This window comes from Mesorhizobium sp. P2_D1 (genome assembly GCF_056404455.1).
The window spans coordinates 40412-66687 of the sequence record NZ_JBFUDZ010000009.1 but is presented as its reverse complement, the minus strand read 5'-3'; the positions used below and the strand labels follow the sequence as shown (position 1 = coordinate 66687).

General features: G+C 63.6%; 23 protein-coding genes and 2 tRNA genes. 12 read left to right on the top strand and 13 right to left on the bottom strand.

Going from position 1 to position 26276, the window contains the following annotated elements; genetic code table 11:
* Positions 1-91 precede the first annotated feature (91 nt).
* Genes AC1D0I_RS09735 through hemP form a run of 5 tightly spaced genes read right to left on the bottom strand, consistent with a single transcriptional unit; the run spans position 92 to position 4228 of the window.
* Positions 92-883, bottom strand: coding sequence for a heme ABC transporter ATP-binding protein (locus tag AC1D0I_RS09735; RefSeq protein WP_477304355.1), 792 nt, complete (start codon positions 881-883; stop codon positions 92-94).
* Positions 884-911: 28 nt separating this feature from the next.
* Positions 912-2015 carry a FecCD family ABC transporter permease gene (locus AC1D0I_RS09730; protein WP_477394699.1) on the bottom strand — a complete coding sequence of 368 codons (1104 nt, stop codon included), beginning with the start codon at positions 2013-2015 and terminating at the stop codon, positions 912-914.
* Between the two features lie 11 nt (positions 2016-2026).
* A complete protein-coding gene (locus AC1D0I_RS09725) occupies positions 2027-2935 on the bottom strand; it encodes a heme/hemin ABC transporter substrate-binding protein (RefSeq protein WP_477394697.1) in 909 nt (302 codons plus the stop codon).
* A gap of 11 nt (positions 2936-2946) precedes the next feature.
* Entirely contained in the window at positions 2947-3999 is a 1053-nt protein-coding gene (locus AC1D0I_RS09720) for a hemin-degrading factor (protein WP_477394695.1), read from the bottom strand.
* A 22-nt stretch (positions 4000-4021) separates the two neighbouring features.
* The gene (gene hemP / locus AC1D0I_RS09715) at positions 4022-4228 is read right to left on the bottom strand and encodes a hemin uptake protein HemP (RefSeq protein WP_477394693.1); all 207 of its coding nucleotides are present in this window, start codon (positions 4226-4228) and stop codon (positions 4022-4024) included.
* 199 nt (positions 4229-4427) lie between these two features.
* Here hemP and AC1D0I_RS09710 point away from each other — a divergent pair, with 199 nt between their 5' ends.
* From AC1D0I_RS09710 to AC1D0I_RS09690, 5 genes are read left to right on the top strand one after another with little or no spacing between them, the layout of a single operon-like run.
* A complete protein-coding gene (locus tag AC1D0I_RS09710) occupies positions 4428-6632 on the top strand; it encodes a TonB-dependent hemoglobin/transferrin/lactoferrin family receptor (protein ID WP_477394691.1) in 2205 nt (734 codons plus the stop codon).
* A 5-nt stretch (positions 6633-6637) separates the two neighbouring features.
* Positions 6638-7081, top strand: coding sequence for a hypothetical protein (locus tag AC1D0I_RS09705; RefSeq protein ID WP_457150910.1), 444 nt, complete (start codon positions 6638-6640; stop codon positions 7079-7081).
* 1 nt (position 7082) lies between these two features.
* Positions 7083-8174 carry an energy transducer TonB family protein gene (locus AC1D0I_RS09700; RefSeq protein WP_477394689.1) on the top strand — a complete coding sequence of 364 codons (1092 nt, stop codon included), beginning with the start codon at positions 7083-7085 and terminating at the stop codon, positions 8172-8174.
* A 46-nt stretch (positions 8175-8220) separates the two neighbouring features.
* Complete coding sequence (gene hmuQ / locus AC1D0I_RS09695) at positions 8221-8535, top strand: heme-degrading protein HmuQ (protein WP_457150912.1); 315 nt, start codon at positions 8221-8223, stop codon at positions 8533-8535.
* A 1-nt stretch (position 8536) separates the two neighbouring features.
* Positions 8537-8908, top strand: coding sequence for a bleomycin resistance protein (locus AC1D0I_RS09690; protein WP_457150913.1), 372 nt, complete (start codon positions 8537-8539; stop codon positions 8906-8908).
* Positions 8909-8920: 12 nt separating this feature from the next.
* Here the strand turns inward: AC1D0I_RS09690 and putA are convergent, their stop codons facing one another.
* Positions 8921-12529 carry a bifunctional proline dehydrogenase/L-glutamate gamma-semialdehyde dehydrogenase PutA gene (gene putA / locus AC1D0I_RS09685; RefSeq protein ID WP_477394687.1) on the bottom strand — a complete coding sequence of 1203 codons (3609 nt, stop codon included), beginning with the start codon at positions 12527-12529 and terminating at the stop codon, positions 8921-8923.
* A 162-nt stretch (positions 12530-12691) separates the two neighbouring features.
* On the opposite strand from putA, the gene AC1D0I_RS09680 reads away from it, so the two are divergent.
* Positions 12692-13144 (top strand): Lrp/AsnC family transcriptional regulator, encoded by a 453-nt coding sequence (locus tag AC1D0I_RS09680; protein ID WP_027029407.1) that lies wholly within the window; start codon positions 12692-12694, stop codon positions 13142-13144.
* Position 13145: 1 nt separating this feature from the next.
* Here the strand turns inward: AC1D0I_RS09680 and AC1D0I_RS09675 are convergent, their stop codons facing one another.
* Together AC1D0I_RS09675 and AC1D0I_RS09670 are read right to left on the bottom strand one after the other, a co-directional pair.
* Positions 13146-14345 (bottom strand): cytochrome-c peroxidase, encoded by a 1200-nt coding sequence (locus AC1D0I_RS09675; protein ID WP_477394685.1) that lies wholly within the window; start codon positions 14343-14345, stop codon positions 13146-13148.
* 7 nt (positions 14346-14352) lie between these two features.
* Positions 14353-14802, bottom strand: coding sequence for a FixH family protein (locus AC1D0I_RS09670; RefSeq protein ID WP_095088046.1), 450 nt, complete (start codon positions 14800-14802; stop codon positions 14353-14355).
* A gap of 151 nt (positions 14803-14953) precedes the next feature.
* Here AC1D0I_RS09670 and AC1D0I_RS09665 point away from each other — a divergent pair, with 151 nt between their 5' ends.
* Positions 14954-15874: a sugar kinase gene (locus AC1D0I_RS09665; protein WP_477394683.1), complete on the top strand. Its 921-nt coding sequence runs from the start codon at positions 14954-14956 to the stop codon at positions 15872-15874.
* A gap of 141 nt (positions 15875-16015) precedes the next feature.
* Here the strand turns inward: AC1D0I_RS09665 and AC1D0I_RS09660 are convergent, their stop codons facing one another.
* From AC1D0I_RS09660 to AC1D0I_RS09650, 3 genes are all read right to left on the bottom strand, one after another.
* Positions 16016-17032: an aldose epimerase family protein gene (locus AC1D0I_RS09660; protein ID WP_477394681.1), complete on the bottom strand. Its 1017-nt coding sequence runs from the start codon at positions 17030-17032 to the stop codon at positions 16016-16018.
* A 98-nt stretch (positions 17033-17130) separates the two neighbouring features.
* Complete coding sequence (locus tag AC1D0I_RS09655) at positions 17131-18588, bottom strand: NAD-dependent succinate-semialdehyde dehydrogenase (protein WP_095087470.1); 1458 nt, start codon at positions 18586-18588, stop codon at positions 17131-17133.
* A 227-nt stretch (positions 18589-18815) separates the two neighbouring features.
* The gene (locus tag AC1D0I_RS09650; RefSeq protein ID WP_477394679.1) at positions 18816-19763 is read right to left on the bottom strand and encodes an AEC family transporter; all 948 of its coding nucleotides are present in this window, start codon (positions 19761-19763) and stop codon (positions 18816-18818) included.
* A gap of 112 nt (positions 19764-19875) precedes the next feature.
* On the opposite strand from AC1D0I_RS09650, the gene AC1D0I_RS09645 reads away from it, so the two are divergent.
* Together AC1D0I_RS09645 and AC1D0I_RS09640 are read left to right on the top strand one after the other, a co-directional pair.
* A complete protein-coding gene (locus AC1D0I_RS09645) occupies positions 19876-22896 on the top strand; it encodes a caspase family protein (protein ID WP_477394677.1) in 3021 nt (1006 codons plus the stop codon).
* Positions 22897-22992: 96 nt separating this feature from the next.
* Complete coding sequence (locus tag AC1D0I_RS09640; protein WP_477394675.1) at positions 22993-23541, top strand: histidine phosphatase family protein; 549 nt, start codon at positions 22993-22995, stop codon at positions 23539-23541.
* On the opposite strand, the gene AC1D0I_RS09635 is transcribed toward AC1D0I_RS09640, so the two are convergent.
* Entirely contained in the window at positions 23538-24008 is a 471-nt protein-coding gene (locus AC1D0I_RS09635) for a hypothetical protein (protein ID WP_477394673.1), read from the bottom strand. The two genes, AC1D0I_RS09640 and AC1D0I_RS09635, sit on opposite strands and share 4 nt — an antisense overlap.
* Positions 24005-24244, bottom strand: a complete 240-nt coding sequence (locus tag AC1D0I_RS09630; protein WP_477394672.1) for a hypothetical protein — start codon at positions 24242-24244, stop codon at positions 24005-24007. Before AC1D0I_RS09630 ends, AC1D0I_RS09635 begins: the two co-directional genes overlap by 4 nt.
* Before the next feature lie 269 nt (positions 24245-24513).
* Here AC1D0I_RS09630 and AC1D0I_RS09625 point away from each other — a divergent pair.
* The 3 genes from AC1D0I_RS09625 to AC1D0I_RS09615 all read left to right on the top strand — a co-directional run bounded on the left by AC1D0I_RS09625 (position 24514) and on the right by AC1D0I_RS09615 (position 26148).
* Positions 24514-24587, top strand: a tRNA-OTHER gene (locus AC1D0I_RS09625).
* 2 nt (positions 24588-24589) lie between these two features.
* Positions 24590-24658 (top strand) — tRNA-Leu (locus AC1D0I_RS09620).
* 371 nt (positions 24659-25029) lie between these two features.
* On the top strand, positions 25030-26148 hold the full coding sequence (locus AC1D0I_RS09615) for a slipin family protein (RefSeq protein ID WP_477394670.1): 1119 nt from the start codon (positions 25030-25032) through the stop codon (positions 26146-26148).
* Positions 26149-26276 lie beyond the last annotated feature (128 nt).

Here is a 26276-nt window from a genome sequence, read left to right as displayed (position 1 = left end):
GGTTCCGAGAACCGGAACGGAGCGTACTTTCGGGTACGTGAGTACCGGAAGCGCAGGAAAACGCCATTCGCAGCCCGGCCTCACCTGAATCTCAATAGACCGTCGACTGCGGCAAAACGAATGGCATGTCGCCGTCAGGCAGCACGCCGATCCTGAGCCGGCAGTCGAACACTTTTTCGATCAGATCGTCGCTCAGCACGTTCCGCGGCGAGCCGGTGGCGGCAAGCAGGCCGCGATGCGTGACAAAAATCCGGTCGGCAAACATGGCCGTCAGATTGAGGTCGTGCAGGATGGCGACCACGCCGCCACCCCTTCTGGCGAAGTCGCGGGCGATGTTCATGATGATCAGCTGGTGCTTGATATCGAGGCTGGAAACCGGCTCATCGAGGAACAGATAGCGCGGCTTGCCGTCGAGCACCGGCGCCCAGACCTGGCACAGCACGCGCGCAAGCTGGACACGCTGCTGCTCGCCGCCCGAAAGCTCCTGGTAGAAACGCCCGGCAAAACCGTCGAGGTCGACACGCGCCAGCGCCCGCTCCGGCAGCCGCGCGTCCTCGCCCGGAAGGACGCCCGAGCGGCCGCCGACAAGGCCGAGCTTGACGACCTCTCGCACCGTGAACGGAAACGACAGCGTCGTCGCCTGCGGCAGCACGGCCCGATGGATGGCGACCTCAACCGGCTTCATCCCCGAGAGATCGCGGCCGTTGAGGACGACATGTCCGGTGTAGGCAAGTTCGCCGGACAGCGCCTTGAGGAAGGTCGTCTTGCCGGATCCGTTGGGGCCGACGATTGCCGTCACTTCGCCGGGGTGTGCGGCGAAATCGACACCGGCAACGATCCGCTTGCCGGCGATCGCCACGGAAACATCCCTTGCCTCGATCATCCCAGCCTCACAGGTCACAAATCCCAAATCACAAATCAACGACGCCGCGCTTGCGCAGCAGTATCCACAGGAAGAACGGCGCACCGGCGATCGCGGTGACGATGCCGATCGGCAATTCAGCCGGCGCCACGATGGTGCGCGCGATGGTGTCGGCCAACAGCAGCAGCGRGGCGCCGAGCAGCGCCGATGCCGGCAGCAGATAACGATTGTCGGGACCGATCAGCAGCCGCAGCAGATGCGGCACGACGATGCCGACGAAACCGATGCCGCCGCTGACGGCGACGGATGCGCCGACCGCCGCCGAGACACCGATGATGGCCGTGTACTTCAGCCGCTGCACCGGAATGCCGAGATGGCCGGCGGTCGCCTCGCCCAGCGCCAGTGCGTTGAGGCCGCGCGCCAGAAACGGCATCGCCGCCAGCGCCAGCACGATGATCGGTCCGACCGAAGCGATCTTCGCCCAGGTCGCGCCGCCGAGCGATCCGAGTTGCCAGAAGGTCAGGTCGCGCAACTGGCGGTCGTCAGCAACGAAGATCAGGATGCCGGTCAGCGCCATGGCAAGCGCCGCCAGCGCGATGCCGGCGAGCAGCATGGTGGCGACCGAGGTTTGTCCCCGTCGCGTGGCAACCTGGTAGAGCACCAATGTCGTGGCGAGCCCGCCGCAGAATGCCGCCAGCGGCAGCGCAAGCGTGCCAAGCCAGGCCGTCACCGGCGCCAGCACCGTGGCGCCGAGCACGATGACGGCAACCGCGCCGAGGCTGGACCCGGCCGAAACGCCGATCAGGCCGGGATCGGCGAGCGGATTGCGGAACAGCCCCTGCATGACAGCGCCGGAGACGGCAAGTGCTGCGCCGACCAGCGTTCCCAGGATGAGGCGCGGCAGGCGGATGTCGTAGACGATCAGCCTGTCGCGGGCGCTCAACGCGGTGTCGCGGGGCACGGTGCCGAACAGCCAGTCGCTGATGACGTTGGCGGCCGATGCGTCCGACGCCCCCGACGTGAGCGACAAAAGCACGGCAATGACGAGCCCCAGGCACAGCAGAAGGATGATGATGCGGGCGCGATCCGAGCGATCGCCTTCGGATCCACCCGCCATCACCTTCACCGGGCCGGCGATTGATTCATCGACCATGATCTGCCCGCTCAATCCGTGACCTGCCCGCCATAAAGCGAGACGGCGAGATCGTGGATAGCATCGGCCGTGCGCGGCCCGAAGCCGAGCAGATAGGCGCCGTCGATGCGGATCAGCTTGCGTGCGGCACCCGCCGGCGTCGAGGCGATCGACGGATTGGAGAACAATTCGTCGTCCGAGACCGGAGGCCCGGCATTGCTCATCATCAGGATCGCGTCCGGCCTGGCGGTGATGATCGCCTCGTCGGACATTTGCTTGTAGCCGGAAAAGCCTTCCACGGCATTGATCCCGCCGGCGAGCTTGACCATGCCGTCGGCGGCGGTCTCGCTGCCGGCCGCCAGGATCTTGCCGCCCTGTATCGACAGCACGAACAGGATGCGCTTGCGCTGCTTGATCGAGGCCGTCTGCCTTTCGGCCGCGGTGAGCTTGGCATCAAGCTCCCTGACCAGCACCTCGGCCTTGGCGTCGACTCCGAGTGCCTTGCCGACGATGCGGACCTTCTCCAGGATGCCTTCGTGGCTATAGTGTTCGGGCACTTCGATGAATGGGACACTCGTCTTCTTCAGCACATCGACGGCTTCTCTGGGACCACTGCCGTGCAGCGCAAGGATGCCGGTCGGGTTGACCGACAGCACACCTTCCGGCGACAGCTGGCGCATGTAGCCGACATCAGGCAGATCAAGTGCGGCTTTCGGATACCGGCTGGTGGAATCGCGAGCCACCAGATGCTTCTCCTCGCCGAGCGCGTAGACGATCTCGGTGATGGAGCCGCCAATGGCAACTGTCTTCGAGCGATCGGCAAAGACGGTCGCACCCTCGGCGGCGTTGCCGGGCTGCAAGGCGACAAAAGCCAGGGAGAGACCGATTGCCGGTCCAAGCGCCAGCCTGAGAACAGGCGCCAGTCTGGAAAAGGAAACCATAGGTAGCGTCCTCAAGCTGCGGTCGGGCTAGGGATGCGCGGCAGGTGTTCCGCCAAGTCGTCGCGCTCGCTCTCGCCTTCGTGGCGTTTGCCGAAGAACTGGATGATCATCATGCCGTTGGCATCATAGACTTCGAGCGAGGTGACGTGACCGTCCTTGGTCGGCTTGCGCACCGCCCAGACCTCATGGATGTGGTCGGTGCGCAGGTGCAGGTGGAAGGTCTCGTCCAGTACGTTGATCCATGGCCCCATCGGCTTGATGGATTTGACCGGACCGGAATGGATCTGGATACAGCCGCGATTGCCGACAAAGCACATGATCGGCATCTCGCCCTCGGCGGCATGATGGAACATGGCGCGGACGGCTTCATTGTCGAGCCGCCAGGCATAGTCCTGGCCGACCATGCGCACCGCCTGCCTGCGGCTGAGCTTCAGCGTCTTCAGCATGCCGAAGAACTGGTGCACGTCGGTCAGCCGGCTCCAGCGGTCGCGCAGATCGTCGAGATTGGCGGTGGTTTCCCCGCCATGGACCTCGTCGTCGGGGACGTGTCCAGAAATGTCGATCGTCGGCTCCTGATTCGACGATTCGAGCGCGGCGACCAGCTTCTGGTAGGCATAGAGACTGGAGGCAGGCCGCAGATGCACCTTGTGCACCGCCTCGCCCGCCGCGTCGAAGAACTGCAGGCTGCGGCGGATGTCGTCGCCATCGCGCTTTTCCACGACAAAGCCGTGCGCCCAGACTTTCGGGAAGATGCGCAGATCGATGTTTTCGCCGAGCACCATGGCATTGTGGTTGCCGGTGACGATCTTGTCGTAGACGCCGATCTTCTCGTGCACCGCACTTTCGTTGCGGGTCAAGGCCATGACTTCGCCGACGGCTTCGAGGCCAGTCAGGAGATCGTTGACGCGCGGCTCGATGCGGACGACCCCGCCGCCGCAATGCGCTGCGAGCAACTCGGCCTCCGAAATGCCGAGCTGGGCAGCCAGATCACGCTCGCGCGTCTTCGGATTCTCTGTCCGTGCCCGCCGGATTTCATGCGGGGCGGGTTTTACGCGCTGGTCCATGTTTCGTCCCTACTGCCTTGCCTTACTTGTTGAGAATGAGCTTGCCCTGGCGGGTGATCTTCAGCCTRTAGAGCGCGCCATGATGCTCGATGCCGATCTCGTGCTCGCCCTGGAACAGGGTGTTGCTGGACAGCGTTCGCACCGCCAGCGGAACCCGATCGAAACGGGTGGAGGTGTCGTCGGAACGACGGCCGCTATAGCGAAAGTCATTGGGATTGTGCGTGTTCATCTGGATCGATCCCTTTCCTGTGCCGGGAGCCTGGCTAGGCCTGCATAAACGCCGATTCATTTCTTGACTCGAATAATCATGTTTACTAGTCAGTGCAATACCGGAGTAAATGAGTCAACATTTAAGACGCCGGACACGATCAAAAACGCCAGCGAGCCCCAGGCCAGCCAGCAACGAACCTGGACTTTGGAGTTGGGGCATGGGGTTGATGAATTGGGAATGGCGTGGCCGGTTTGACACTGGCCCGTCTGATGAGGGTCTTGGCGGGCGATCCACGGCAAGAGCGATGACGGCCTTGCTGGCAAGCGTCGCGGCAGTCGCTTTGCTGGCGCCACCGGCCAGCGCCCAGCAAGCGGCGCAATCACCGAAGGCTGAGGAGGCAAAGCCCGCCCCGGCGGGCTCAACACTGCTCGACAAGATCCTGGTGCTGAGCCGCACCGGCGAGACAGCGATCGAATCGCTGGCTTCGGCCAGCCATATCGACCAGGAACAGCTCGACCGCCGCATGGCGACGACGCCGAACGAGATGCTGCTCGGTGTGCCCGGTATCGCGGCGCAGGCCGACGCCAGGCGCGTCAGCACCAGCATCAACATCCGCGGCCTGCAGGATTTCGGCCGCGTCGCGGTTATCGTCGACGGCGCCCGCCAGAATTTCCAACGTTCCGACCACGGCACGCAGTCGACCTTCTATATCGATCCGGAGCTCGTCAAATCCGTCGACGTGATCCGCGGTCCTGTCGCCAATACCTATGGCTCGGGCGCCATCGGCGGCGTGGTCTTCTTCGACACCAAGGATGCCGAGGATTTCCTCAAGCCGAACGAGACATGGGCTGGTTCCGTCACCGGGCGCTATGAGAGCAGTGGCAAGGGCTGGACCACCAGCGCATCCGGCGCCTATCGCTTCAACGAGAACTGGGATGCGCTCGGCAACATCGTCTACCGCAACTATGACGACTACAAGGATGGCGATGGCGACACCGTCAAGGGCACTGGCTTCGACGTGCTCAGCGGCATGCTCAAGACCACCATGCGGCCGACCGACAACAGCGAGCTGAAGCTCGGCTGGGTCGGCTCAAGTGATGGCTGGAACGAGATCAGCGGCGGCGCGCCGGTGAATGATGTCGTCCTGAAGTCGAACACATTCACAGCCCGCTACAACGTCACCGACGAAGACAAGAGCTGGCTCGATCTCCACATCAACACCTCCTACAACAAGACCAACCTCGACCTGACGAGCCTCGTCCCGCTAAAACGCTTCGATCCGGTCACTGGCCTGCCTGTGGTGCTGCCGACAGGTTCGACCTCGACCTTCGATGTCGGCACGACCAGCATCGACATCTGGAACACGTCCAGATTCGAGACCGCCGGCATCGCGCACGAACTGACCTATGGCGGTGACTGGGCGGGCGACAACGTCAAGACCGGCGGCACGGCCGGTGGTGACAGCTTCTACACGCCTTCCGGCAAGCGCAACGTTTCCGGCGCCTATGTCCAGGACAAGCTCACCTGGGACTGGCTCGAAGTCATCGCCGGTCTGCGTTACGACAATTACAGCTTGAAGGATGATACCCACGAAACTTCCGGCGATAGAGTGTCGCCGCGCATCACTGTCGGCGTCTCGCCCTTCGAAAGCGCTGGCCTTGCCGGCCTGCAATTCTATGGCACCTATGCGGAAGGCTACCGTTCTCCCTCGCTGACGGAGACGCTGATCAGCGGCAACCATCCGGCCGGTGTTTCCTTCCCGTTCCTGCCCAATCCCAATCTGCGGCCTGAAACCGGCAAGACGACGGAATTCGGCGTCAACTACAAGCAAAATGACATCCTGGAGGCCGGCGACGCGCTTCGCATCAAGGCGGCCTATTTCAACAACAATGTCGATGACTATATCGACGGCGTGACGCTGTCGCCGTTCGACCCGACCAGCGGCTGCCCGTTCGGCAAAGGCATCCCGATCTGCTTCCAGTACCAGAATTTTGCCAAGGCCAAGATCGACGGCTTCGAGATGGAGGGGGTTTACGATGCGGCATGGGGCTACGCCGGACTTTCCGCCTCCATCATCAATGGTCACACCATATCCTATGAAGGCGACCGGGCAGACCTTGCCACCATCCCGTCCTCTCAGGTCACGGCTCAACTCGGCCTGCGCTTCCTCGAGGACAAGCTGACCGTCGGTGGCGAAGTGCAGTACAATGGCAAGCCGAAAGGCAATGCAGTGGCCAAGAACTATACGCTGGTCAACGCCTTCGCCAGCTATCAGGCGACCGACAATCTGAAGGTCGATTTCCGCGCCGACAATCTGTTCGATGTCAAATACGCCAACCCGTTGAACGGCAGCACGACGGTTGCTGTCTACGAACCGGGCATAACCCTGAAGCTGGCGGCAACGATGCGATTTGGAGGCTGACGGCAATGGCGAGCTTGAGGACATCCCTTCGTCTGCTGACCTCGACGTTGGCGATGTCGCTTGCGATGGTTCCGGCATGGCCTGAGCAGTCCGCGCCGGTTCCCGCGCTGGCCCTCGAACTCAACGGCGCGCAAGCCTCCGACAAGGGCTGCCGCCTGACCTTCGTGGTCAGCAACAACCTCGGCGCCGACCTCTCCAAGGCGGCGTTCGAGATCGCCCTGTTCAACGAGGCAGGCATCGTCGACCGGCTGACCGTGCTCGACTTCAAGGAATTGCCTGCGGGCAAGACCAAGGTGACACGCTTCGATCTGGCCGGCACCGACTGCGCCAAGGTCAGCCGTGTGCTGATCAACAGCGCGACGGAATGCGCCGGCACAGCCGTCGATCCGAACGCCTGCATGCGCAAGCTGAAGACCGACACCAAGACCGGTATCGCCTTCGGCGTCTGAGATGGGACTGCATCCCGCATTCCTGCAAAGCACGGTGGCACGGCCCCTGGCCGGCTTGTCGTTTGGACCAAGCGATCTTGATTTGACAAGTCCGCACGGGTCGCTGCAGGTCTCGTCCCGCGACATGCGTGACATCAGTCCCCTCCCCGAACCCGGCGCCGAACTGGCGATCGTGCCAACCGAGCCGCTTGCGCCGCCGCGGCCATCGGCCTGGAACCGCAGATGGACGGCGGCGATCATCGTCTCCTGCCTGCTCCATGCGGCGGTGGCGGCGGGTTTTCTGATTTCGCCCTCGGGGACATTCGATTCCCAGGATGCCATGCGGTCGGAGGGCAGCGATCAGTCCGGAGACAAGGTGGTCGGCAGCGCACTGGACCAGGATCCGGCGGCTGTAAATGTCAAGCTGGTGCCCAATCCACGGCCGACCAAATCAGAGCCTTCAAAGGCGGCCAGGCCGACGACACCAACAGAGCCGTCTCAACCTGTTCAAGAAACCGCCAAACAGCCGGTCGAGCCTTTGTCAGCGCCTGTCAAACAGCCTTCCGTCACGCCGGACATTCTGGTGGCGACAGCCCCGCGCACCGATGACAGGAGCATCGTTGCAAAGACTGAAACCCTTGCACAGCCGACCGTTCAGGCCGAGCCTGCCGTCGTCCCGGAGCAGCAAGCGATTCCCAGCGCCAGGCCAACTCCGGCAGCCGCCCCGCCCAGCACCAGCCAAGCGGATGAGAAGCGTGGCACGGCGAATGGCCAGGACCGATTGGCGCAGGCGGCCAGCAAGGGCAAGAAACAGAAGGAGGCAAGCAGCGCGGCGGAAGACAATTACCGCGGCGACGTCTTCCGAAAGCTCAGCCGTGTCAATCGCGGCGTCCCGCCTTCGGTACAGTTGGCTGCTCGCAACAATGCCGTTGTGACATTCATCATCGGCAGCCGCGGCGGCATTGATGACCTGCGCATTGTGCAAAGCTCTGGATCGCCGAATTTCGACAAGGTCGCGCTCGGCATCGTGCGCAAGGCAGCTCCTTTTCCTCCAATTCCACCACAGGCCGTGAGCAAGAGTTTGGCGTTCGAGGCCGAAATCGGCCCATTTTGAAACTGTCGCGGCGTCAACCATCAACACCCGAATGAAAGGAACCTCCATGTACATCGCCATGAACCGCTTCAAGGTGCAGACCGGCTCGGAAGCCGATTTCGAAGCCGTCTGGAAGAACCGCGATTCAAGCCTTGCCCAGATGAAAGGTTTCCGGGAGTTCCATCTGCTGCGTGGCCCGGTCAACGAGACTGAAGGCTACACGCTGTTTGCCTCGCACACGGTGTGGGCGAGCCACGATGATTTCGTCGCCTGGACCAAGTCCGAGAATTTCCGTGCCGCCCACAGAAATGTCGGCACCACGAAAGTCCACTATCTCGGCCATCCGCAATTCGAGGGTTTTTCCGTCGTGGAAGGGGCCTGAGATGGCAACGCCTGCCCAAGATCCTGCGCGCAGCATTCCGATCCTGCCCTCGCCCGACATCGAGGCAACGCGCGATTTCTACCGCGATGAGCTCGGCTTTGGTGTCGTCGAGCCGGAGATGGACGACTATCTGATCGTGCGCCGGGGCGACATCGAAATCCATTTCTGGAAGAGCGACGACCGCAAACTCCCCGAAGTTTCGTCCTGCTATATCAGGGGCGGCGAGGTGCCGGCGCTGCATGCCGAATTTTCAGCGCGCGGTGTCAGGCAACTCAGTCCGTTCACCGTGCGGCCGTGGAACATGAAGGAATTCCATATCCGGGACCCGCACGGCAATCTGCTGAAGTTCGGCTGCGCACCCGAAGAGGTGTGACCAGCCGGTCCTTCAGGAGCCGGCCAGCAGGCTGGCATTGCCCCCCGCCGCGGTGGTGTCGACACAGACGGCGCGTTCATGCGCATAGGCCGCCGGGTTGAGCACCTCGCTGACCAGCGGCACGATCGGCCCTGAGCGGTCGGCGATGACCTTGCGAACAATGCGCGCGGCCTCCTGAGTGCCCGAGAAGGCGACGACATCGACGTGCAGCGAGCGCGCTTCGACCGGATCCGGACGGCCGTCGATGGCGGCCAGCGGCAGGCCCTTGCCGGTCAGCGCAGACAGCGCCGCCGGTGCGCCCGGTGCAACGGCCAGCACCGCATTGCCGGCGGCGAGTGCCTGGATCACCTGGGCAAGCAGCGTGTCTTGATCGGGACCGAGGCACAGAACTCGTCCGCGCGGCGACAGCGACAGCGTGTTGGCCTCGCCGGTCGGGCCGGGCAGGTCGACCTGGCCGAAGTCGATGCCGGCGGCGGCGCCAATGGCCGCGGCACCCTTGCCGCGCAGATGCTTCCTCAGGATGGCAATCCGGTCGGGCCGCGTCGACCAGCCACCCAACGCCGGATCGGGCAGATTGTCGGCAAGTTCGGTCGCCGTGACCTTGTGGCCTTCGGCAATGTGCGTGCCGGCCTCCGGCCCCTTGCGGAAGCGACGGAGATAGTGCGGGCCGCCGGCCTTCGGCCCGGTGCCCGACAGCCCCTCGCCGCCAAACGGTTGCGAACCGACGACGGCGCCAATCTGGTTGCGGTTGACGTAGATGTTGCCGGCGTGGATGCCGTCGACGAAATGCTGCACGCGGCCCTCGATGCGCGTGTGCAGGCCGAAGGTCAGGCCATAGCCCTTGCGGTTGATGGCGGCGATGACCGCGTCGATCTCGTCGGCGTCGAACGTGGCGACATGCAGCACTGGCCCGAACACCTCGCGCTCCATGTCCTCGATGCCTTTGACCCGGAAGACATGCGGCGCGACAAAGCGGCCATCCTTCGGCGCTTCGAGCTTGGCGATCAGCCGGCCCTGCAGGCCCATCTTCGTGCAGTAATCGCGGATCGAAGTCTGCGCCTCGTCGTCGATGACCGGGCCGACATCGGTCGAAATCCGCCAGGGATCGCCGATGCTGAGCGCCTCCATGGCGCCTTTCAGCATCTCAAGCATCTTCTTCTCGACGTCCTTCTGCACATAGAGCACGCGCAGCGCCGAGCAGCGCTGGCCGGCGCTCTGGAAGGCCGAGGCCAGGATGTCGCGCACCGCTTGTTCGGGCAGCGCGGTGGAATCGACGATCATCGCATTCAAGCCGCCGGTCTCGGCGATTAGCATGGCGTCGGGCGCGGCAGTCTCGGCCAGTTGCTTTTCGATCAGCTTGGCGACTTCGGTCGAGCCGGTGAAGCAGACACCGGCGATGCGCGGATCAGCAGTCAGCGGGCCGCCGACCGAGGGCCCGTCGCCGGGCAGAAGCTGGATGACGTCTTCCGGTACACCGGCCTCGCGTAGCATTTCGACGGCACGGAAGGCGATCAGCGGCGTCTGCTCGGCCGGCTTGGCGATCACCGAATTGCCGGTGACGAGTGCCGCCGCGATCTGGCCGGTGAAAATGGCGAGCGGGAAATTCCACGGTGAAATGCAGACGATGGCGCCGCGCGCCTGCGTGCCCGGTTCGGCGTTGGCCGCCTCGGCAGCGTAGTAGCGCAGGAAGTCGACGGCCTCGCGCACCTCGGCCACACCGTCGGCCAGCGATTTGCCGGCTTCCCGGGTGGCCAGTGCGAAGAACTCGACGGCGTTGGCCTCATAGAGATCGGCGGCGCGATTGAGGATGGCGGCGCGGTCGGCCACAGGACGCTTTGCCCAGGCTGGCTGCGCCTCCACGGCGATGCGCACGGCGGTCGCCACCTGCTTGGCGGCGGCTTCGCTGACCGTGCCGACGACTTCCGCGGGTTTGGCCGGATTGACGATCGGCCGTTGCTTGCCATAACCGGCGGCCCGCGTGATCGGCTTGGCATGCCAGCGATCGGGGCCGGCGAACGCAGCCTTGGCCTTGTCGATCGCCGCCAGCGTCACCGTGTCGGTGATATCAAAACCCTTCGAATTGCGGCGACCAGCGCCGAATATCTGGGAAGGGCGGGCAATCGCCGGATTGGCGGCGGGGCCCTGGCTCTCGACCGTTTCGAGCGGATCGCGGGCGATGTCCTCGGGCTCGACCTCCTCGTCAGTTAGCTGATGCACGAAGGAGGAATTGGCGCCGTTCTCCAGCAGCCGCCGAACCAGATAGGCAAGCAGATCGGAATGCGCGCCGACCGGCGCATAAATGCGGCAGCGCGTGCCTTCGGCCTTGCGCACCGTCTCGTGCAGGGCCTCGCCCATGCCGTGCAGACGCTGGAACTCGAAGGAATCGCGGTCCCCGGCCATCGACAAAATGGCGGCGACGGTGTGGGCGTTGTGGGTGGCGAATTGCGGATAGATGCGGTCGGTCATCGACAGCAGCTTTTTGGCACAAGCCATGTAGGAAACGTCGGTGTTGGCCTTGCGGGTGAAGACGGGATAACCGGTAAGCCCGAGCGTCTGCGCCCGCTTGATCTCGGTGTCCCAATAGGCGCCCTTGACCAGCCGCACCATGATGGTGCGGTCGTATTTCTTCGCCAGCGCGTAGAGCCAGTCGATGGCAAAGGCGGCACGCGGGCCATAGGCCTGGACGACGACGCCAAAGCCGTTCCAGCCGGCAAGCTCCGGCTCGGCCAGCACCCGGTCGATGACGTCGAGCGACAGATCGAGGCGATCGGCCTCCTCGGCATCGATGTTGAGACCCATGCGCGAATGCCGCGCGGCCAGCGCCAGCGACAACAGCCGCTCGGCCATGACAGGCAGCATCTCGTCCTTCTGCGCCACCTCGTAGCGCGGATGCAGCGCCGAGAGCTTGACCGAGATGCCGTGATTCTGGCGGATGTCCGGGCCGTTGGAACCGGAATCGAGCGAGGAAATCGCGTCTGCATAGGCCTTATGATAACGCAACGCGTCGGCCTCGGTGCGTGCGGCTTCGCCCAGCATGTCGAAGGAATAGAGATAGCCCTTCTGCGTCATCGGCCGGCCGCGCTTGACGGCCTCGGTGATGGTGCGGCCGAGCACGAACTGCTCACCCATCTCGCGCATGGCTGCCGCCACCGCCTTGCGGATGACCGGCTCGCCCAGCCGGCGCACCATGGAGCGCAGTGTGCCTTCGATGCCGCCCTCGCCTTCATCGAGGACGCGGCCGGTCAGCATCAGCGCCCAGGTCGAGGCGTTGACGAAGATGGAGCTCGAACCGCCCGAATGCGCCGACCAGTCGTGCGGCGCGATCTTGTCGGCGATGAGATCGTCCATCGTCTCGGTGTCGGGCACGCGCAGCAGCGCTTCGGCCAGGCACATCAGCGCCACGCCTTCCTTGGTGGAAAGGCCGTAGGCGGAAAGGAAGACTTCCATCAGCCGGGGGTCCGACGAGCCGCGCACCGCCCGCACCAGATCGGCGGCGCGGGCCGAGATCGCCTTGCGGTCTTTCGCGGAAAGCCCCGTGGCCTCGGCAAGTCGCTGCACCGCCTCGTCTTCGTCGGGCAGATAGTTGGCGCGGATCTGCTGGCGGATGGTATCTAGCGGCATGGCGGTCCCGTGGATCGAGCAAAGGGGATCGGGCCGGCGGTCACCGGACCGAATGGCGCAAGCTAGCACAAGTGCGAATTTCAGTCGGTCCGAAGAAATCGACATTTTAGGTCATTCGGTCTAACATTACGGTCTAGATTTGGCATATGGACTGTGTTTTCGATGACAGAAGACCAATTGGACCGCATCGACCGGAATATCCTGTCAGCGCTGGCAAGTGATGGCCGGCTTTCGATGTCCGAACTGGCGGCAAAGGTCGGCTTGTCGAAGACACCGGTGCAGGCGCGGGTCAAGCGGCTGGAGAAGGACGGCTACATCAGGGGCTACCAGGCGATCATTGACCGCGAGCGCATGGGCGAAGGTCATGTCGCCTTCGTCCAGGTGAAACTGTCCGATACCCGATCCGCAGCACTCGATGCCTTCAACCGGTCCGTGCAGGCGGTACCGGAGATCGAGCAGTGCCACATGATGGCGTCGAGCTTTGACTATCTGCTGAAGGTCCGCACCAGGGACATCGCTGCTTATCGCCGCGTGCTTGGCGAACGCATCTCGGCCCTGCCCCATGTCGCCCAGACCTCGACCTTCGTGGCGATGGAGACGGTCAAGGATAGGTAGATCACTCGGCCAGCGTCTTCAGGAAGGCCACCAGCGCCGCACGTTCGCGATCCGACAGTTCCAGCGGATGGATTTCGGATGTCCCTTCAACGCTGGGCGCAGCCTTTGCGTAGTGCGCGATCACCTCGTCGAGCGACGAAAACTGCCCGGCATGCATATAGGGTGGACGCGTGGCGGCACCGCGCAGCGACGGCGTCTTGTAGGCCCGGATCAGCTGCGGCCCATCCTTGACCATGAAGCGCAGTTCGCCGCAGGCACTGGCGTCGCCATCACGGTAGGCGCCCAGGCAGTTGAACGGGTCGGCCTCGACTTGGCGTACCGCATCGATGCGGCCGCGGTCGGGCGGCAGATCCGCGACAGGTGGCACGCCGGTGTTGTGAAAACTGTTGTCGGTGAAGCGCGGCCCATTGTGACATGTCACGCAATTGGCCTTGCCGATGAACAGTTTCAGCCCGAGGATTTCCTCCTGGGAAAAGGCGGCATCGCCTTTCGCCTCGGCGCCGGTGGCGAGATCCAGCGCAAAGCGATCGAAGCGCGTCGGCGCCGGCTCGATCGACCGTTCGAACGCGGCGATAGCCTTGCCGATATTGGCATAGACGCCGTTGATGGCATCGCGCTGCGCGCCGCTCATCGCGTTCCAGGCGGCCTTCTCGGCATCGGTTCCGAGTGGGCTTGCATTCAACGGCATGCCGGAAAAATCGGGCAGCGGTCCAAAGATGCGCTCATAGCGTTCGCCGAATCGCGTCTTCATGTAATGCGCATAGGCGGTACGGTTTCCCGCCTGCTCCAGCGGATTTTCGAGCGGCGTCAGCGCCTGCGCCCACAGGCTGTCGCGGCGGCCATCCCAGAAGAACCAGGGATCGCGCGCCACGCCCGCCAGCGGCATGGTGCGCCGGTTGGTGTGGCCGACGCCGACCGCTTGCGGCAGGTCGTCCTGGAACTGGCGGTCGATCTTATGGCAGGTCGAGCAGGACACCGTGCCGTCGCGGCTCATCCCCTGATCGAAGAACAGCGTCGAGCCGAGTGCGGCGGCCGCCGGCACATCGGCAAAGCGGTTGGTGGTGTCGGGCTTCAGGGACGGCAGCGTTGACAGTGCCAGCGAGGCGACGGTCTTCTTCTCGGCGTCGGAGAAATCCGGCTTGCCGCAACCGACGAGGACGATGGCCGCCAACAGCGCCAGAAAACGCGGAAAGTGCCTCATCGGTCGCTCACAGCACCACGTTGAACAGCACCGTGTCCGAGCCGGCCGTGGCCGAGATGGCGAAGTGCAGTTGCCACCAGCCACTCATCGTGAATTTCACCCCTTCGATCCGATAGCGCCCGTCGCCGAGATAGTCGGTCGCCTGCGGGCTGGTCGGCAGGCCGTGATTGTGCTGCGGCATGCCGCCAGAAATCGCGATCGCGGCCCCCTCCACCGGCGCGCCGGCCTTTGTCTTCAGGGTCAGCAGCCAGGATTCCAGTTCGCCTTGCCGCACGACGCCCCGCTCCGGCAAAAAACTTGCCACGAAAAGACCGTTGTCGGTGTTCTTCGTCCGCGAGACATCCGGGCCGGCAGGCTGCGACGATCGCGGCGCCGTCAGATAGACGACCGCGAGAATGCCGACCAGCAAGGCAGCCAGACCAAGACCCGCCAGAAGATAACGCCATAACGATGCCAAACCGGTTCCTCTTCTGCAGACAACGTTTTGCCGGACGGATCGCATCCCGCCAGCCTGTGGGAAAACGCTGTGGCGGAAAAAAGCCTGCTTGCCAAGCATGGCGCTGCCCGTGGCAAAAAGCTACAGCACCGGGATCACTGGAGGATTGTAGATGGCGGGAAACGGCGTCGCCTCGATCGGCGAATGCATGCTCGAACTCTCGGGCCAGACCGGCCCGAACTGGCGCATGGGTTTTGCCGGCGACACATTCAACACGCTGTGGGCGCTGCATGCGTTGAGCACTGAGCGGCCAGCAACCTATGTCTCAGCCTTTGGTGACGATCCCTTCTCACAAGGCCAGATCGCTTTCTTCGCTGAAAACGGCATCGGCATCGGTTCCAGCCCGGTCATAGCCGGGGCGCGGCCCGGTCTCTACGCGATCACGCTGACCGGCGCCGAGCGCTCCTTCACTTACTGGCGTGGCGACGCCGCCGCCCGGCAGCTCGCCTCCGATCATGCGGCATTGTCGAAAAACCTGGAAAATCAGGTGCTTGTCTACTTCAGCGGAATTACTTTGGCAATTCTGGACGATGCCGCGCGGGCTACGCTGCTGGCGGCCGTGGCCAGGGCGCGGGCGGCAGGCTCGACTGTCGCGTTCGACCCCAACTACAGGCCGCGGCTCTGGCGCCGGCACGAGGATGCGCAGGCAGCGATCGCCGAAGCGCTTGCCGTCACCGACATCGCCTTGCCGACCTTTCCCGACGAGCAGATGCTGTTCGGCGATGCAACGCCGCAAGCGACCGCCGCCCGGCTTGGGCAACTGGTCAGCGAGGTCGTCGTCAAGAACGGCGAGGCGCCAGCACTGATTGCCGACAACGGAACATCGCACGACGTGCCGGCCATCCATGTCGCCGCACCCGTCGACACAACCGGCGCGGGCGATTCCTTCAATGGGGCGTATCTCGCCGCACGCCTCGCCGGTCACGCCCCGGTGGATGCCGTATTGCGCGCACACCGCGTCGCCGCAGCCGTAGTACAGGTGCGCGGCGCCTTGGCCCCGTTCGAGGTTCTACGAACCGCTTTCGACGGCTAGGGTCCGTTGAGATTCAGGTCAGGCCGAGTCGAAAATAACGGGTTCCGAAAACCGGAGCGGAGCGTACGTTTGGGTACGTGAGCACCGGAACCACAGGTATCAGCCATTTGCAGGCCGGCCTGACCTGAATATCAACAGACCTTAGGGCAGCCGGAAACGGTATTCGGTGACGTGATGGTAGATCGCGCCCGGCCACAGCGTTGCCTGCGGGAAATACGGGCGGTTCGGCGCATCCGGCCAGACCTGCGGCTCCAGGCAGAAGCCGCAGAAGGCCTTGTAGTCTCGCCCTTCCAACCCCTTGCGCGGCGTCACATACTGGCCGGTGTAGAGCTGGACGCCGGGCTCCGTGGTCCACACCTCCATCTCGACACCGGAACTCGCCCCTTGCGTCCAAGCTGCCTGTTTGAGCGGCCCGCGCGTTGGAGCGAGGCAGAAATTCTGGTCATAGGGCAGCTGTTCGCCCTCAGTCTCCATGCGTAGCGGCCGCGCCTGGCGGAAATCGAAGGGCGTCCCGTCAACCGGCTTGACCACGCCGGTCGGGATCATGTCGCCATCGACGGGCAGATAGGCGCCGGCATTCAGCATCATCCTGTGGTCGAGAATGTCGCCGGCGCCACCGTCATCCAGGTTGAAATAGGAATGCTGGGTGAGGTTGCACAGCGTCGGCTCCTCACAGGTCGCGGTGAGTTCGACGCTGAGCGTGCCGGGGATCTTCAGCCGGTAGGTGCAGGTGACGTCGAGCGCGCCGGGAAAGCCCATCGTGCCGTCGGGATCATGCAGCGTCAGCGTGACGAAATCCCTGCCATGCAGYRAAACCGTCCACGGCCGGTGGAAATAGCCTTGCGAGCCGCCATGCAGCGTGTGCTTGTCGAGGAAGTTGCGTTCGGTCTGGTAGCGCTGGCCGGCGATGGTGAAGCGGCCGTCCCGGATGCGATTGGCGTAGCGGCCGACGACCGCGCCGAAGAAGGCAGTGTCGGTCTCATAGGCTGCCAAATTGTTGTAGCCGAGCACCAGCGGCGCATCGTGTCCGGTGAGGCGCAAATCCTGGATGATTGCGCCGAGCCCGATGATGTTGGCGGTAAGACCGCCACCCCTGATCGCGAAGCGACGCACAGGCTCGCCTGCCTGCGTCGTGCCGAAAACCTCACCGTCCTTCATTCGCCATGCCCGCAAAAGCCAGTTGATTCAGAGAATTTCGGCTGGTTTTCTCGACGCAAGCGGGCAGGTCACAGACCTGCCCGCTTGGAGCTAGTCTATCAGAGGCCGAGGCCACCGATGCAGACATATTTGGTATCGAGGTAGTCCTCGATGCCCTGATGTCCGCCTTCCTTGCCGAGGCCGGATTCCTTGACGCCGCCGAACGGCGCCTCGGGCGTGGTGATGAGGCCTTCATTGACGCCGACCATACCGTATTTCAGACCTTCCATGACGCGGAAGGCGCGGCCGAGATCGCCGGTGTAGAAATAGCAGGCGAGGCCGAATTCGGTGTCGTTGGCGAGCGCGATGGCTTCCTCTTCGGTCTCGAACTTGAACACCGGTGCGACCGGGCCAAAGATCTCTTCCTTCATGAAGCGCATCTTGGGCGTCGCATTGGCGATGACCGTCGGCTGGAAGAAAGACCCGCCGAGCGCATGACGCTTGCCCCCGGCGACAATCTTGCCGCCCTTGGCAGTCGCATCGGCGATCAGCTCCTCGACCTTCTCGACAGCCTTTTCGTCGATCAGCGGTCCCTGCTGCACGCCGTCCTCGAGGCCGGAACCGACCTTCAACCCGTTGCTTGCGGCAGCGAGCTTTTCGACGAACTTGTCATAGACGCCGGCCTGAACCAGGAAGCGGTTGGTGCAGACGCAGGTCTGGCCGGAATTACGGTATTTGGCGGTGATCGCGCCGGCAACGGCACGCTCGAGATCGGCGTCGTCGAAGACGATGAACGGCGCGTTGCCGCCAAGCTCCATCGACACCTTCTTGACGGTGACCGAGGACTTCTGGATGAGAAGCTTGCCGACCTCGGTCGATCCGGTGAAGGTGATCTTCGACACCAGCGGATTGGCGCAGATCTCGTCGCCGATCTCGCTGGCCGAACCGGTCAGGATGTTGATGACGCCCTTGGGGAAACCGACTTCCTCGGCGAGCGCGCCCCAGGCCAGACCCGAGTACGGGGTCTGCGAGGCTGGCTTGACGACCGCGGTGCAGCCGGCGGCAAGCGCCGGGCCAAGCTTGCGGGCAAGCATCGAGGACGGGAAATTCCACGGCGTGATGGCGGCGATGACGCCGACCGGTTCCTTGGTGACCAGGATGCGGCGGTCCGCCCATGGCGAAGGCACGACGTCGCCATAGGTGCGGCGGCCTTCCTCGGCGAACCACAGGATGTAGGAAGCGGCCGAGCCGATCTCGCCCTTGGACTCGAACAGGGACTTGCCCTGCTCGATGGTGAGCAATTCGGCCAACACGTCCTGATTGTCCATCATCGCGTCATGCAGCTTGCGCAGCAGCTTCGAGCGCTCGAGCGCGGTCGTCTTGCGCCACGACTTGAAGGCAGCTTCGGCGGCCTCGATGGCACGGCGGGTCTCGGCTTTGCCCGACTTCGGCACAGTGCCGATCTTGAGACCGGTGGCCGGGTTGTTGACGTCGACCGTCTGGCCGCTGTCGGCCTGCACCCATTCGCCGTTGATGAGATTGGCCTGCCGCATGAAATGGCTGGTTTTCTGAAGCATGGTCTATCCTCCGTTCGGCGCACTGACGGGCCGGTCTGTGAAGTCTTCGGTGAGCGTGCGCCATGGAACTGAAGCCGGCACGCCGGAGCCACTGCTCTTTACCTAGGGCAAGGCCCGCAAGCAATCGCTACATGGCATATAGGGGTTGGGCCAGCCCGAGGCGAGAGCATGCCGACATATGGCATGAAGATCGCAGGCCGGCATTATCTGAATATCAGCATAACCTGTCAGAAAACGTGGAGCACCACCGTCAGCCAGAAAGCCGTCGTCACAGCGGCGCAGGCCGTGGCGATGGTCATCTGGTTCGATGCCAGCGCCTGGCCGGTGTTGAACTGCACGGCGATGAGATAGGAATTGATGCCGGATGGCAGCGCCGCGATCACGACCGCCACCTTGGCCGTCAAGGGCGGCAGGCCGAGCAGCCAGACGAAGGCGAGAACCAGCGCCGGCATCAGGAACAGCTTCAGCACCGAAAGCGCCAGCGCCGGACGGGCATTCCCCGAAATGCCGAAGCGGCGCAGGCTGAGCCCCATGGCAAACAGCGCAACCGGCCCGGCCGTATCGGCCAGCGCATCGACCAGTCGCATGGCAAGGTCGGGCAGCGGTACGCCGCTGAGGCGCCATGCCAGTCCTGCCAGAATGCCGATGATCAGTGGATTGATGAAAAGCCGCCGCAGGAAACTGCGGATGATGCGCAAGGGGTGCATAGGCTCGCTGCCAGTCCGGCCGAACATCTCGAACAGGACGATCGACGCCATCATCATGACCGGCAGATGCACGGAGACGAGCAGCGACAGCACTTCGAAGCCGCTCGGGCCGAATATGCCAAGAATGAAGGGAGCACCGAGCAGCACGACATTGGAGTAGGCCGACGACACGCCGCCAACGACCCCGGCACGTGCATCCCGTCCGAAGATCCGCGTGGTGACGAGATGGCCAGCGGCCCAGGTGATTGCCACTGCGGCGAAATAGGCGCCCCACAGGGACCATGGTGCGACGCCGTGGAAATCGGCGTTCACCATGGTCTGGAACAACAGCAGCGGCATCGCCACGCTGACCGCGAAATCGGATATCCCCTCGCCGCTCGCCGGTCTGAGATAGCCCGTGAACCCGGCGAGATAGCCGAGCGCGACAAGGCTGAAGACGAACAGGACGGTTTCGGTGAGCGGAGACATTTTTCCCGTGATAGGCGAGCCACGGTCGTGGCGCAATCGCGCCTGAATTTGATCATGGTCGGCTGGCAGCGTTATAGAGGGTATGGATCATCGGGGCGGGCGCGAACGACAAATGGACTTTGTCGAAACATCGAAGCGTAATCTTTTCCGGCAGGCGTGGCTGACAGCTTTCGTCGCCACCCTGTTTTGCCTTGCCGCGACTGCGCTGCAGGCCGGCGAAGCGAAAAGCCTGAAGGGTGTGGCGCTGATCATCGGCCAGTCGAAATACGAACATATCGCCGCCCTGCCCAACCCGGCCAACGACGCCCGCGACATGGCCAAGATGCTGACCGACCTCGGCTTCGACGCCCGTAACGTCACCGACCGCGACGCCGCCAAGCTGAAGCGCGACCTGGAGCGATTCACTGAGGATGCCGAAGGCGCCGATGTCGCCTTCATTTACTATTCCGGTCATGGCATCGAGGCCGGCGGCGAGAACTATCTGGTACCGGTCGATGCCGACATATCTTCCCTGAAGGATGCCGACGCGGCCCTGGTGTCGATTTCCGCCGTCATGGGTGCCTTGAAGACGACCGTGCCGGTGACGATCGTGCTGCTCGATGCATGCCGCACAAATCCGTTTCCGGCGGACGCAGTGGTGCGGCGCGCCCCGACCGCCTCCGCCTCGCCGATTGGCGCTGGCGGCCTGGAACCGGTGCGTGGTGCCAAGGCCCTCGGCAACGCGGCGGCGACAGACGCGAGCCTGGGCACTGTGGTCGGCTTCGCCGCCGAACCCGGTCGCCCGGCGCTCGATGGCGCTGCTGGCGAAAACAGCCCTTACGCGGCCGCCCTGCTGCGCCACCTCGCGGCGATGAAAGGCACCGAGTTCGGCTCGGTCATGCGCATGGTGACCGAGGAGGTCTATCTCGACACCAAGGCCAAGCAGCGCCCCTGGGTCAATGAGAGCCTCCGCCGCCTGCTCTATTTCGGCATTGCGCCACCGGAGCCGACCGGCGACGACGGGTTGATCACCGGTGAGCGGCGGCAGTTGCTGTTGACCATTTCCGACCTGCCCGACCCGAAGCGGGCACAGGTGGAACTGGCCTCGCTGCAGGAGGGCGTGCCGCTCGACGCGCTTTATGGCGTGCTGAAGGCACTTGGCACGGAAAAAATCCCCGAGGATCCGACAGATCTGCAAAAGGTGCTCGACGCCCAGGCCGAGCGCCTGAAGAAGATGATGTCCGAGCGCGCGGCGTTGCGCACCGACGATCCCGAGATCAAGCGCCTCGTTGCTTCCGCCGATAAGGCCATCGGCCAGGGCGCCATCGTGACGGCGCGCAAATTCCTCGATGACGCGGTCGGCTGGGTCGAGCAGACAGGCGATGCGGTCGACGAAGCCGAAGATCTCGTCAAGCAGAAGCGCCTTGCCGATGCAGCGATCTACGCCAGGCGCGCCGATGCCTCGGCGCTGGTCTTTGACTACAAGTCCGCCGCCGGCGACTACGCCAAGGCGTTTTCGCTGGCCGAAAAATGGGACGACAAGCTGCGCTGGAACTACAAGAACCAGGAAGCCGAGGCGTTGAATGCTTATGGCTATGCCTCTGGCGATCTCGAGGCGCTGCAGCATTCCATCGAGGCCTATCGCATCATCCTGAACTTTATCCCCAACGGCCAACAGAATCGCGACTGGGCGATCACCCGCAACAACATGGCGGTGGTGCTGCAGACCATCGGCGAGCGCGAGACCGAAACCGCTCATCTCGACGAAGCGGCACAGATATTTCGCGATTCCCTCATCGTGTTCGAGCGCGAGAAGGACGACCTCAACTGGGCCGCCGCGCAGAACAACCTCGCCAATGTGCTCTTGAAGATCGGCGAACGCGAGAGCGACCCGAAGCGCCTGAATGAAGCGGTGGCGGCAATGCGCGCCACCCTTGATAAGCGCCCGCGCGACAAGGTGCCGCTCGACTGGGCAGCTTCGCAGAACAACCTCGGCCTGGCGCTCTATGCGCTTTCCGAGCGCGAGGCCGCCGGCGAACATCTGACGCAAGCGGAAGCGGCCTACCGGCTGGCGCTTGAGGAATACACGCGCGAAAAGGCGCCTGTGGAATGGGCGATGGTCGAGAACAATCTCGGCAATACGCTTGTGTCGCTTGGCATCCAGCTCAACGACAAGGCAAAGATCAACGCGGCGGCCGACGCCTTCCGCGCCGCGCTTGAGGTGCGAACCCGTGAAACCTTCCCGGTCTCCTGGGCCACCAGCCGGCTCAACCTCGGCAATGCGCTGAGTGGCGTCGCCCGCTTCGACTTGGGCACCAGTGCACTTGAGGAGGCCGCGGTGGCCTATGACGATGCGCTGACGGTGTTTACCCGGCAGCGTTTTCCGATGGACTGGGCGTCGGCGCAGAACAATCTCGGTTCGATCTACCAGACGCTTGGCCAGCGCACCCGCGACGCGGCCAGGCTCGAACAGTCGGCGGCGGCGTTCCAGGCCGCCCGACAGGTCTATGTCAGACGGAAATTCCCGCTCGACTGGGCAATGAGCCACTACAATCTCGGCAACACGCTGCAGCTGCTTGGAGGCGTGACCGACAAGCCGGAACACTATGGCGAGGCGATCGCCGCCTACCGCGATGCGTTGCGCGAATACAAGCGCGAGACGAACCCGCGGCAATGGGCGCTGGCCCAGGCCGGCCTTGGCTCGACGCTGCACTGGCTGAGCATGAGCAACGCCGACCCGAAGACCCTGCTCGAGTCCATCGCCGCACGGCGGGCGGCACTTGAAGTGTTGACCGTCGAAGCCGCACCCGTCGACTGGGCCAATGCCCAGAACGGCATCGGCATGAGCCTTCTCAACCTCGGCAATCTCCAGCGGACCGACAAATATCTCGGCGATGCCGAGGCCGCCTTCACGGCAACGTTGAAGGTGTTCACCCGCGAAAGCCAGCCGATGCAGTGGGCCTTCGAACAGAACAATCTCGGCGACATCCACTGGAACCGCGCCAGCTATGGCGGCGGCAAGGCCGAATATCGAAAGGCGATCGAATTCTTCGAGAACGCCAAGCAGGGCTTTACCGAAGCCGGCTATACGATGCCCATCCCGTTGACCGACCAGAAGATCGATCTGGTGAAGAAACAACTGGCGAAGAAGTAGGGCTCTGTCCTACCGCGCCTTGTCTTTCGGCTGGCTTTACCGTCCCTATATGTCGAGTCACCGGAGCCCATGCCGGGAACCGGAGAAGGATAGCCTATGATTCGATTTTTGTTGGCTTTGCTTCTGTTCGCTATCCCGGCCGCGGCCCACGCAACGGACGCCGGCTGGGCGCTGTTGCGCGACGGCGGACATGTCGTGCTGCTTCGCCATGCCATGGTCACCGGCACCACCGATCCGACCAATTTCGACATCGACAGCTGTGCCACCCAGGTCAACCTGTCGGCGCGCGGCAAGCAGCAGGCGAGCAAGATCGGCGCCTTGTTTGCGGCGCGGGCGGCACCCATCGAGCGCGTGCTGTCGAGCCGCTATTGCCGCTGCCTCGACACCGCGCGCATTGCCTTCGAGGCCGAGCCGGAGCTGTTTGCGCCGCTCGATCTCCTGAAGGGGGATGAGACGCAGAAGGCGGCACAGATCGCGGCGATCATGAAGGAAATCCGCGCCTATTCCGGCTCCGACAATCTGGTCATGGTCACCCATCTGGAAGACATCGTGGCGCTGACCGGCGTCTCGCCCCGCGAAGGCGAAGCCGTGGTCGTCGAGCCGCAGGGCGATGGGCTGCGCGTGCTCGGCCGGGTCACATTCTAGTCGTGGTGATGACCGACTGACGCGTCGGTGAGTAGCCACGCATCGATGCGGACTTGCCACGCCTGGATCATGCGCGCGAACGCGTCCTCCGTCAGCGCCGATAGATACGACCTGCCTGACGCGTTCAGGGCGGTGAACGTGTAGGCGATCGATGCCTCGGTGCCACCATCCGCCGACGGACGGCAAGCCACCTCGACAAATCCGAAACGTGAATCCGGCGTGACCCTGACATAGCGGACACGATGCCCGACAGGATCCCAGTCAGCGCAGGCCCAGAGCGTCGTCTCATCACCGTGGGCGGTCCGGAAGACCATGCCTTGCTGCATTTCGCCGCCTTGCGGATGCAGAAACTCCGGATCCCAGCCCTCCACCCACAAGGTCTCGCCGATCGGCGAGAACAGCGGAAAGACGCGATCGACCGGACCGGAAAGGACGATGCTGTGGCAACGCTCAAGATGGCTCGTCATCCGCCTTCGCCCTTCCGTTCGGTCAGACGGTGGCCGTCCGCGGCGCCAAGCTCCAGCCCATAGATGCGCTTCAATTGGCCGATTGTTTCGAGTGTCGCCGGCGAAAACGGCGTCTGCCCTTCGAAAGCATGCAGCACGATGCCCTCGATGAGATCGCCGAGGCTCATGTCGCGATGTTCAGCCAAGGCCTTGAGGACCTTCACCAGCCGCTTTTCCAGGCGAACCCCTGTCTGCACGCGCTCTATATCCATGGCCATCGTGTACCATGGTACATTGGTACACGCAAGCGCACGCCGGCGACTGCCGTTTGTGTTGCCGAAATGCCACCACTGAAAGAAGCCGCAAATTGACCACGACAATGCCGCTTGCGACAACCCGTCGCAAGGGCTATAGGCGCGCACCCGGTCACCAAAACCGAAGTGAGCACAACGGTTGGAGCTTTCGTCTCCGCCCGTGCAGGCGGCTTTGCCGCCCTGTATGCGGCGCCGCTTTGGGGATTGGGATCGCGGATATAGCTCAGCGGGAGAGCGCCGGATTTGGGTCCGGAGGTCGCAGGTTCGATTCCTGCTGTCTGCACCACGGATAGCTCAGATTGGTAGAGCATCAGATTTAGGTTCTGATTGTCGAAGGTTCGAATCCTTCTCCATTGGCCTGATAAGCCAGCACCCTGCCACGGTGTTATCTGAAAAACGGTCCGGGGACTGGAATGCTGAAGATCTGACGGACGGCCCAAGCCCTTCGGGCGCGGGCCATCCTGAAAGTCTGACGCCATCGGCTCGCGGCCAGGCCCGCGGTGATGGTCAAGGCGCAGCGTCGCCGGCAAGGGAGGCCAAGGCCTCCGGCGCCCGTTTCGCTGCCCCGCGATCCGCTCCCGCAGGCCCGCCACGGATTGATGCCACCAGTCCCCGGATCATTCGTGCCCAGATCAAGACGCAAGAGACGATGTGAAACGAGAAACGAAGGGAAGATCGACGCATGACTTGACGCCTCGCATGGGGCCATGCCCGACAGGAGTAAGACAATGACCATTCTCGACAAGGTTCTTGGACGCGAGCGCGTCCTCGTAAGGGAAAACGAACGTGCCCAGGCTGTCCTGCTGCCGGGCGAACATCGGCTCGYCAACCGGCGCGGAAGCCTCGAGGTGTCGCGGCACGATCTGAAGAACCCCGAATTCGTTTCGGCGTACGAGAAGGCGTTGTTCGACAAGCTCCCGGATGTGGCCGCGCGTCACTTCACCGTTGTTCGGACCGGGCGCATCGACGTCGCCGTCATCGAGCGTGACGGCAACCTGCATGCCGTGCTGGCGCCAGATCGCAAGCTCGTGCTGTGGACGGATGCCGGTCCGTGGAAGGTGACGCTGATCGACACGTCGGCCGATCTGGCCATCGATGCGGCGGTCATGCGCCGGCTCGGCCAGGCCCGGAAGGCGGAACTGATGTCCGTCCATCCGGTCGTCGACGGCCAGGCCGGATTGCTGTTCATCGACGGTGTCCTTGTGCGGACGCTGACGGCGGGCGTGCATGCTTTCTGGAACGTCGGACGCATGGTGCAGATCAAGGTCGTCGACCTCAAGCGCCAGTCGCTCGACGTTGCCGGGCAGGAAGTGCTGACCAAGGATCGCGTCACGATCCGTGTCAACATCGCCGCCGAATATCGGGTCGTCGATCCGGTCAAGGCGGTGAGCGCTGTGAAGGACTTCTCCGAAGCCCTCTACCGTGCCCTGCAGTACGCCTTCCGCAAGACGCTTGGCGCGCTGACGCTCGACCAGATCCTTGAGAAGAAGGTGACGGTTGACGAGGAAGCGGCGGCCAAGGTCCGCGCCGACATGGCCGAGATCGGGGTGGAGGTCAGCGATATCGCCCTGAAGGATGTCATCCTGCCGGGCGAGATGCGCGAGATCCTCAACCAGGTGGTTTCGGCCGAAAAGCAGGCCGAGGCCAACATCATCCGTCGCCGTGAGGAGACGAACGCCACGCGTTCGCTGCTCAACACGGCCAAGGTGATGGCGGAGAACCCGGTGATGCTGCGGTTGAAGGAGCTCGAGGCTCTGGAAACCATCGCCGGCAAGGTCGAGCGGCTGACCGTCCACAACGGAACGGGCGGGCTGCTCAACGACCTGGTCAAGCTCCGCGACAGCTGAGCTTACGTTACGTCAATGGGAGGGGCCACCGGGTCGACCGGTGGCCCTTCTTGCGTTTCTTGAGCGCCCTACCCATCTGCGCCCCGCGTATCAGGCCTTTTCCTGCCGGGAAAAACCGATTAGACAGC

Excerpts from the sequence above, each read along its gene's own strand:
- AC1D0I_RS09735 (WP_477304355.1), bottom strand. The coding sequence starts at position 883 with ATGATCGAGGCAAGGGATGTTTCCGTGGCGATCGCCGGCAAGCGGATC.
- AC1D0I_RS09725 (WP_477394697.1), bottom strand. The coding sequence starts at position 2,935 with ATGGTTTCCTTTTCCAGACTGGCGCCTGTTCTCAGGCTGGCGCTTGGA.
- AC1D0I_RS09720 (WP_477394695.1), bottom strand. The coding sequence starts at position 3,999 with ATGGACCAGCGCGTAAAACCCGCCCCGCATGAAATCCGGCGGGCACGG.
- AC1D0I_RS09710 (WP_477394691.1), top strand. The coding sequence starts at position 4,428 with ATGGGGTTGATGAATTGGGAATGGCGTGGCCGGTTTGACACTGGCCCG.
- AC1D0I_RS09705 (WP_457150910.1), top strand. The coding sequence starts at position 6,638 with ATGGCGAGCTTGAGGACATCCCTTCGTCTGCTGACCTCGACGTTGGCG.
- AC1D0I_RS09700 (WP_477394689.1), top strand. The coding sequence starts at position 7,083 with ATGGGACTGCATCCCGCATTCCTGCAAAGCACGGTGGCACGGCCCCTG.
- hmuQ (WP_457150912.1), top strand. The coding sequence starts at position 8,221 with ATGTACATCGCCATGAACCGCTTCAAGGTGCAGACCGGCTCGGAAGCC.
- AC1D0I_RS09690 (WP_457150913.1), top strand. The coding sequence starts at position 8,537 with ATGGCAACGCCTGCCCAAGATCCTGCGCGCAGCATTCCGATCCTGCCC.
- putA (WP_477394687.1), bottom strand. The coding sequence starts at position 12,529 with ATGCCGCTAGATACCATCCGCCAGCAGATCCGCGCCAACTATCTGCCC.
- AC1D0I_RS09680 (WP_027029407.1), top strand. The coding sequence starts at position 12,692 with ATGACAGAAGACCAATTGGACCGCATCGACCGGAATATCCTGTCAGCG.
- AC1D0I_RS09675 (WP_477394685.1), bottom strand. The coding sequence starts at position 14,345 with ATGAGGCACTTTCCGCGTTTTCTGGCGCTGTTGGCGGCCATCGTCCTC.
- AC1D0I_RS09665 (WP_477394683.1), top strand. The coding sequence starts at position 14,954 with ATGGCGGGAAACGGCGTCGCCTCGATCGGCGAATGCATGCTCGAACTC.
- AC1D0I_RS09655 (WP_095087470.1), bottom strand. The coding sequence starts at position 18,588 with ATGCTTCAGAAAACCAGCCATTTCATGCGGCAGGCCAATCTCATCAAC.
- AC1D0I_RS09650 (WP_477394679.1), bottom strand. The coding sequence starts at position 19,763 with ATGTCTCCGCTCACCGAAACCGTCCTGTTCGTCTTCAGCCTTGTCGCG.
- AC1D0I_RS09645 (WP_477394677.1), top strand. The coding sequence starts at position 19,876 with ATGGACTTTGTCGAAACATCGAAGCGTAATCTTTTCCGGCAGGCGTGG.
- AC1D0I_RS09640 (WP_477394675.1), top strand. The coding sequence starts at position 22,993 with ATGATTCGATTTTTGTTGGCTTTGCTTCTGTTCGCTATCCCGGCCGCG.
- AC1D0I_RS09635 (WP_477394673.1), bottom strand. The coding sequence starts at position 24,008 with ATGACGAGCCATCTTGAGCGTTGCCACAGCATCGTCCTTTCCGGTCCG.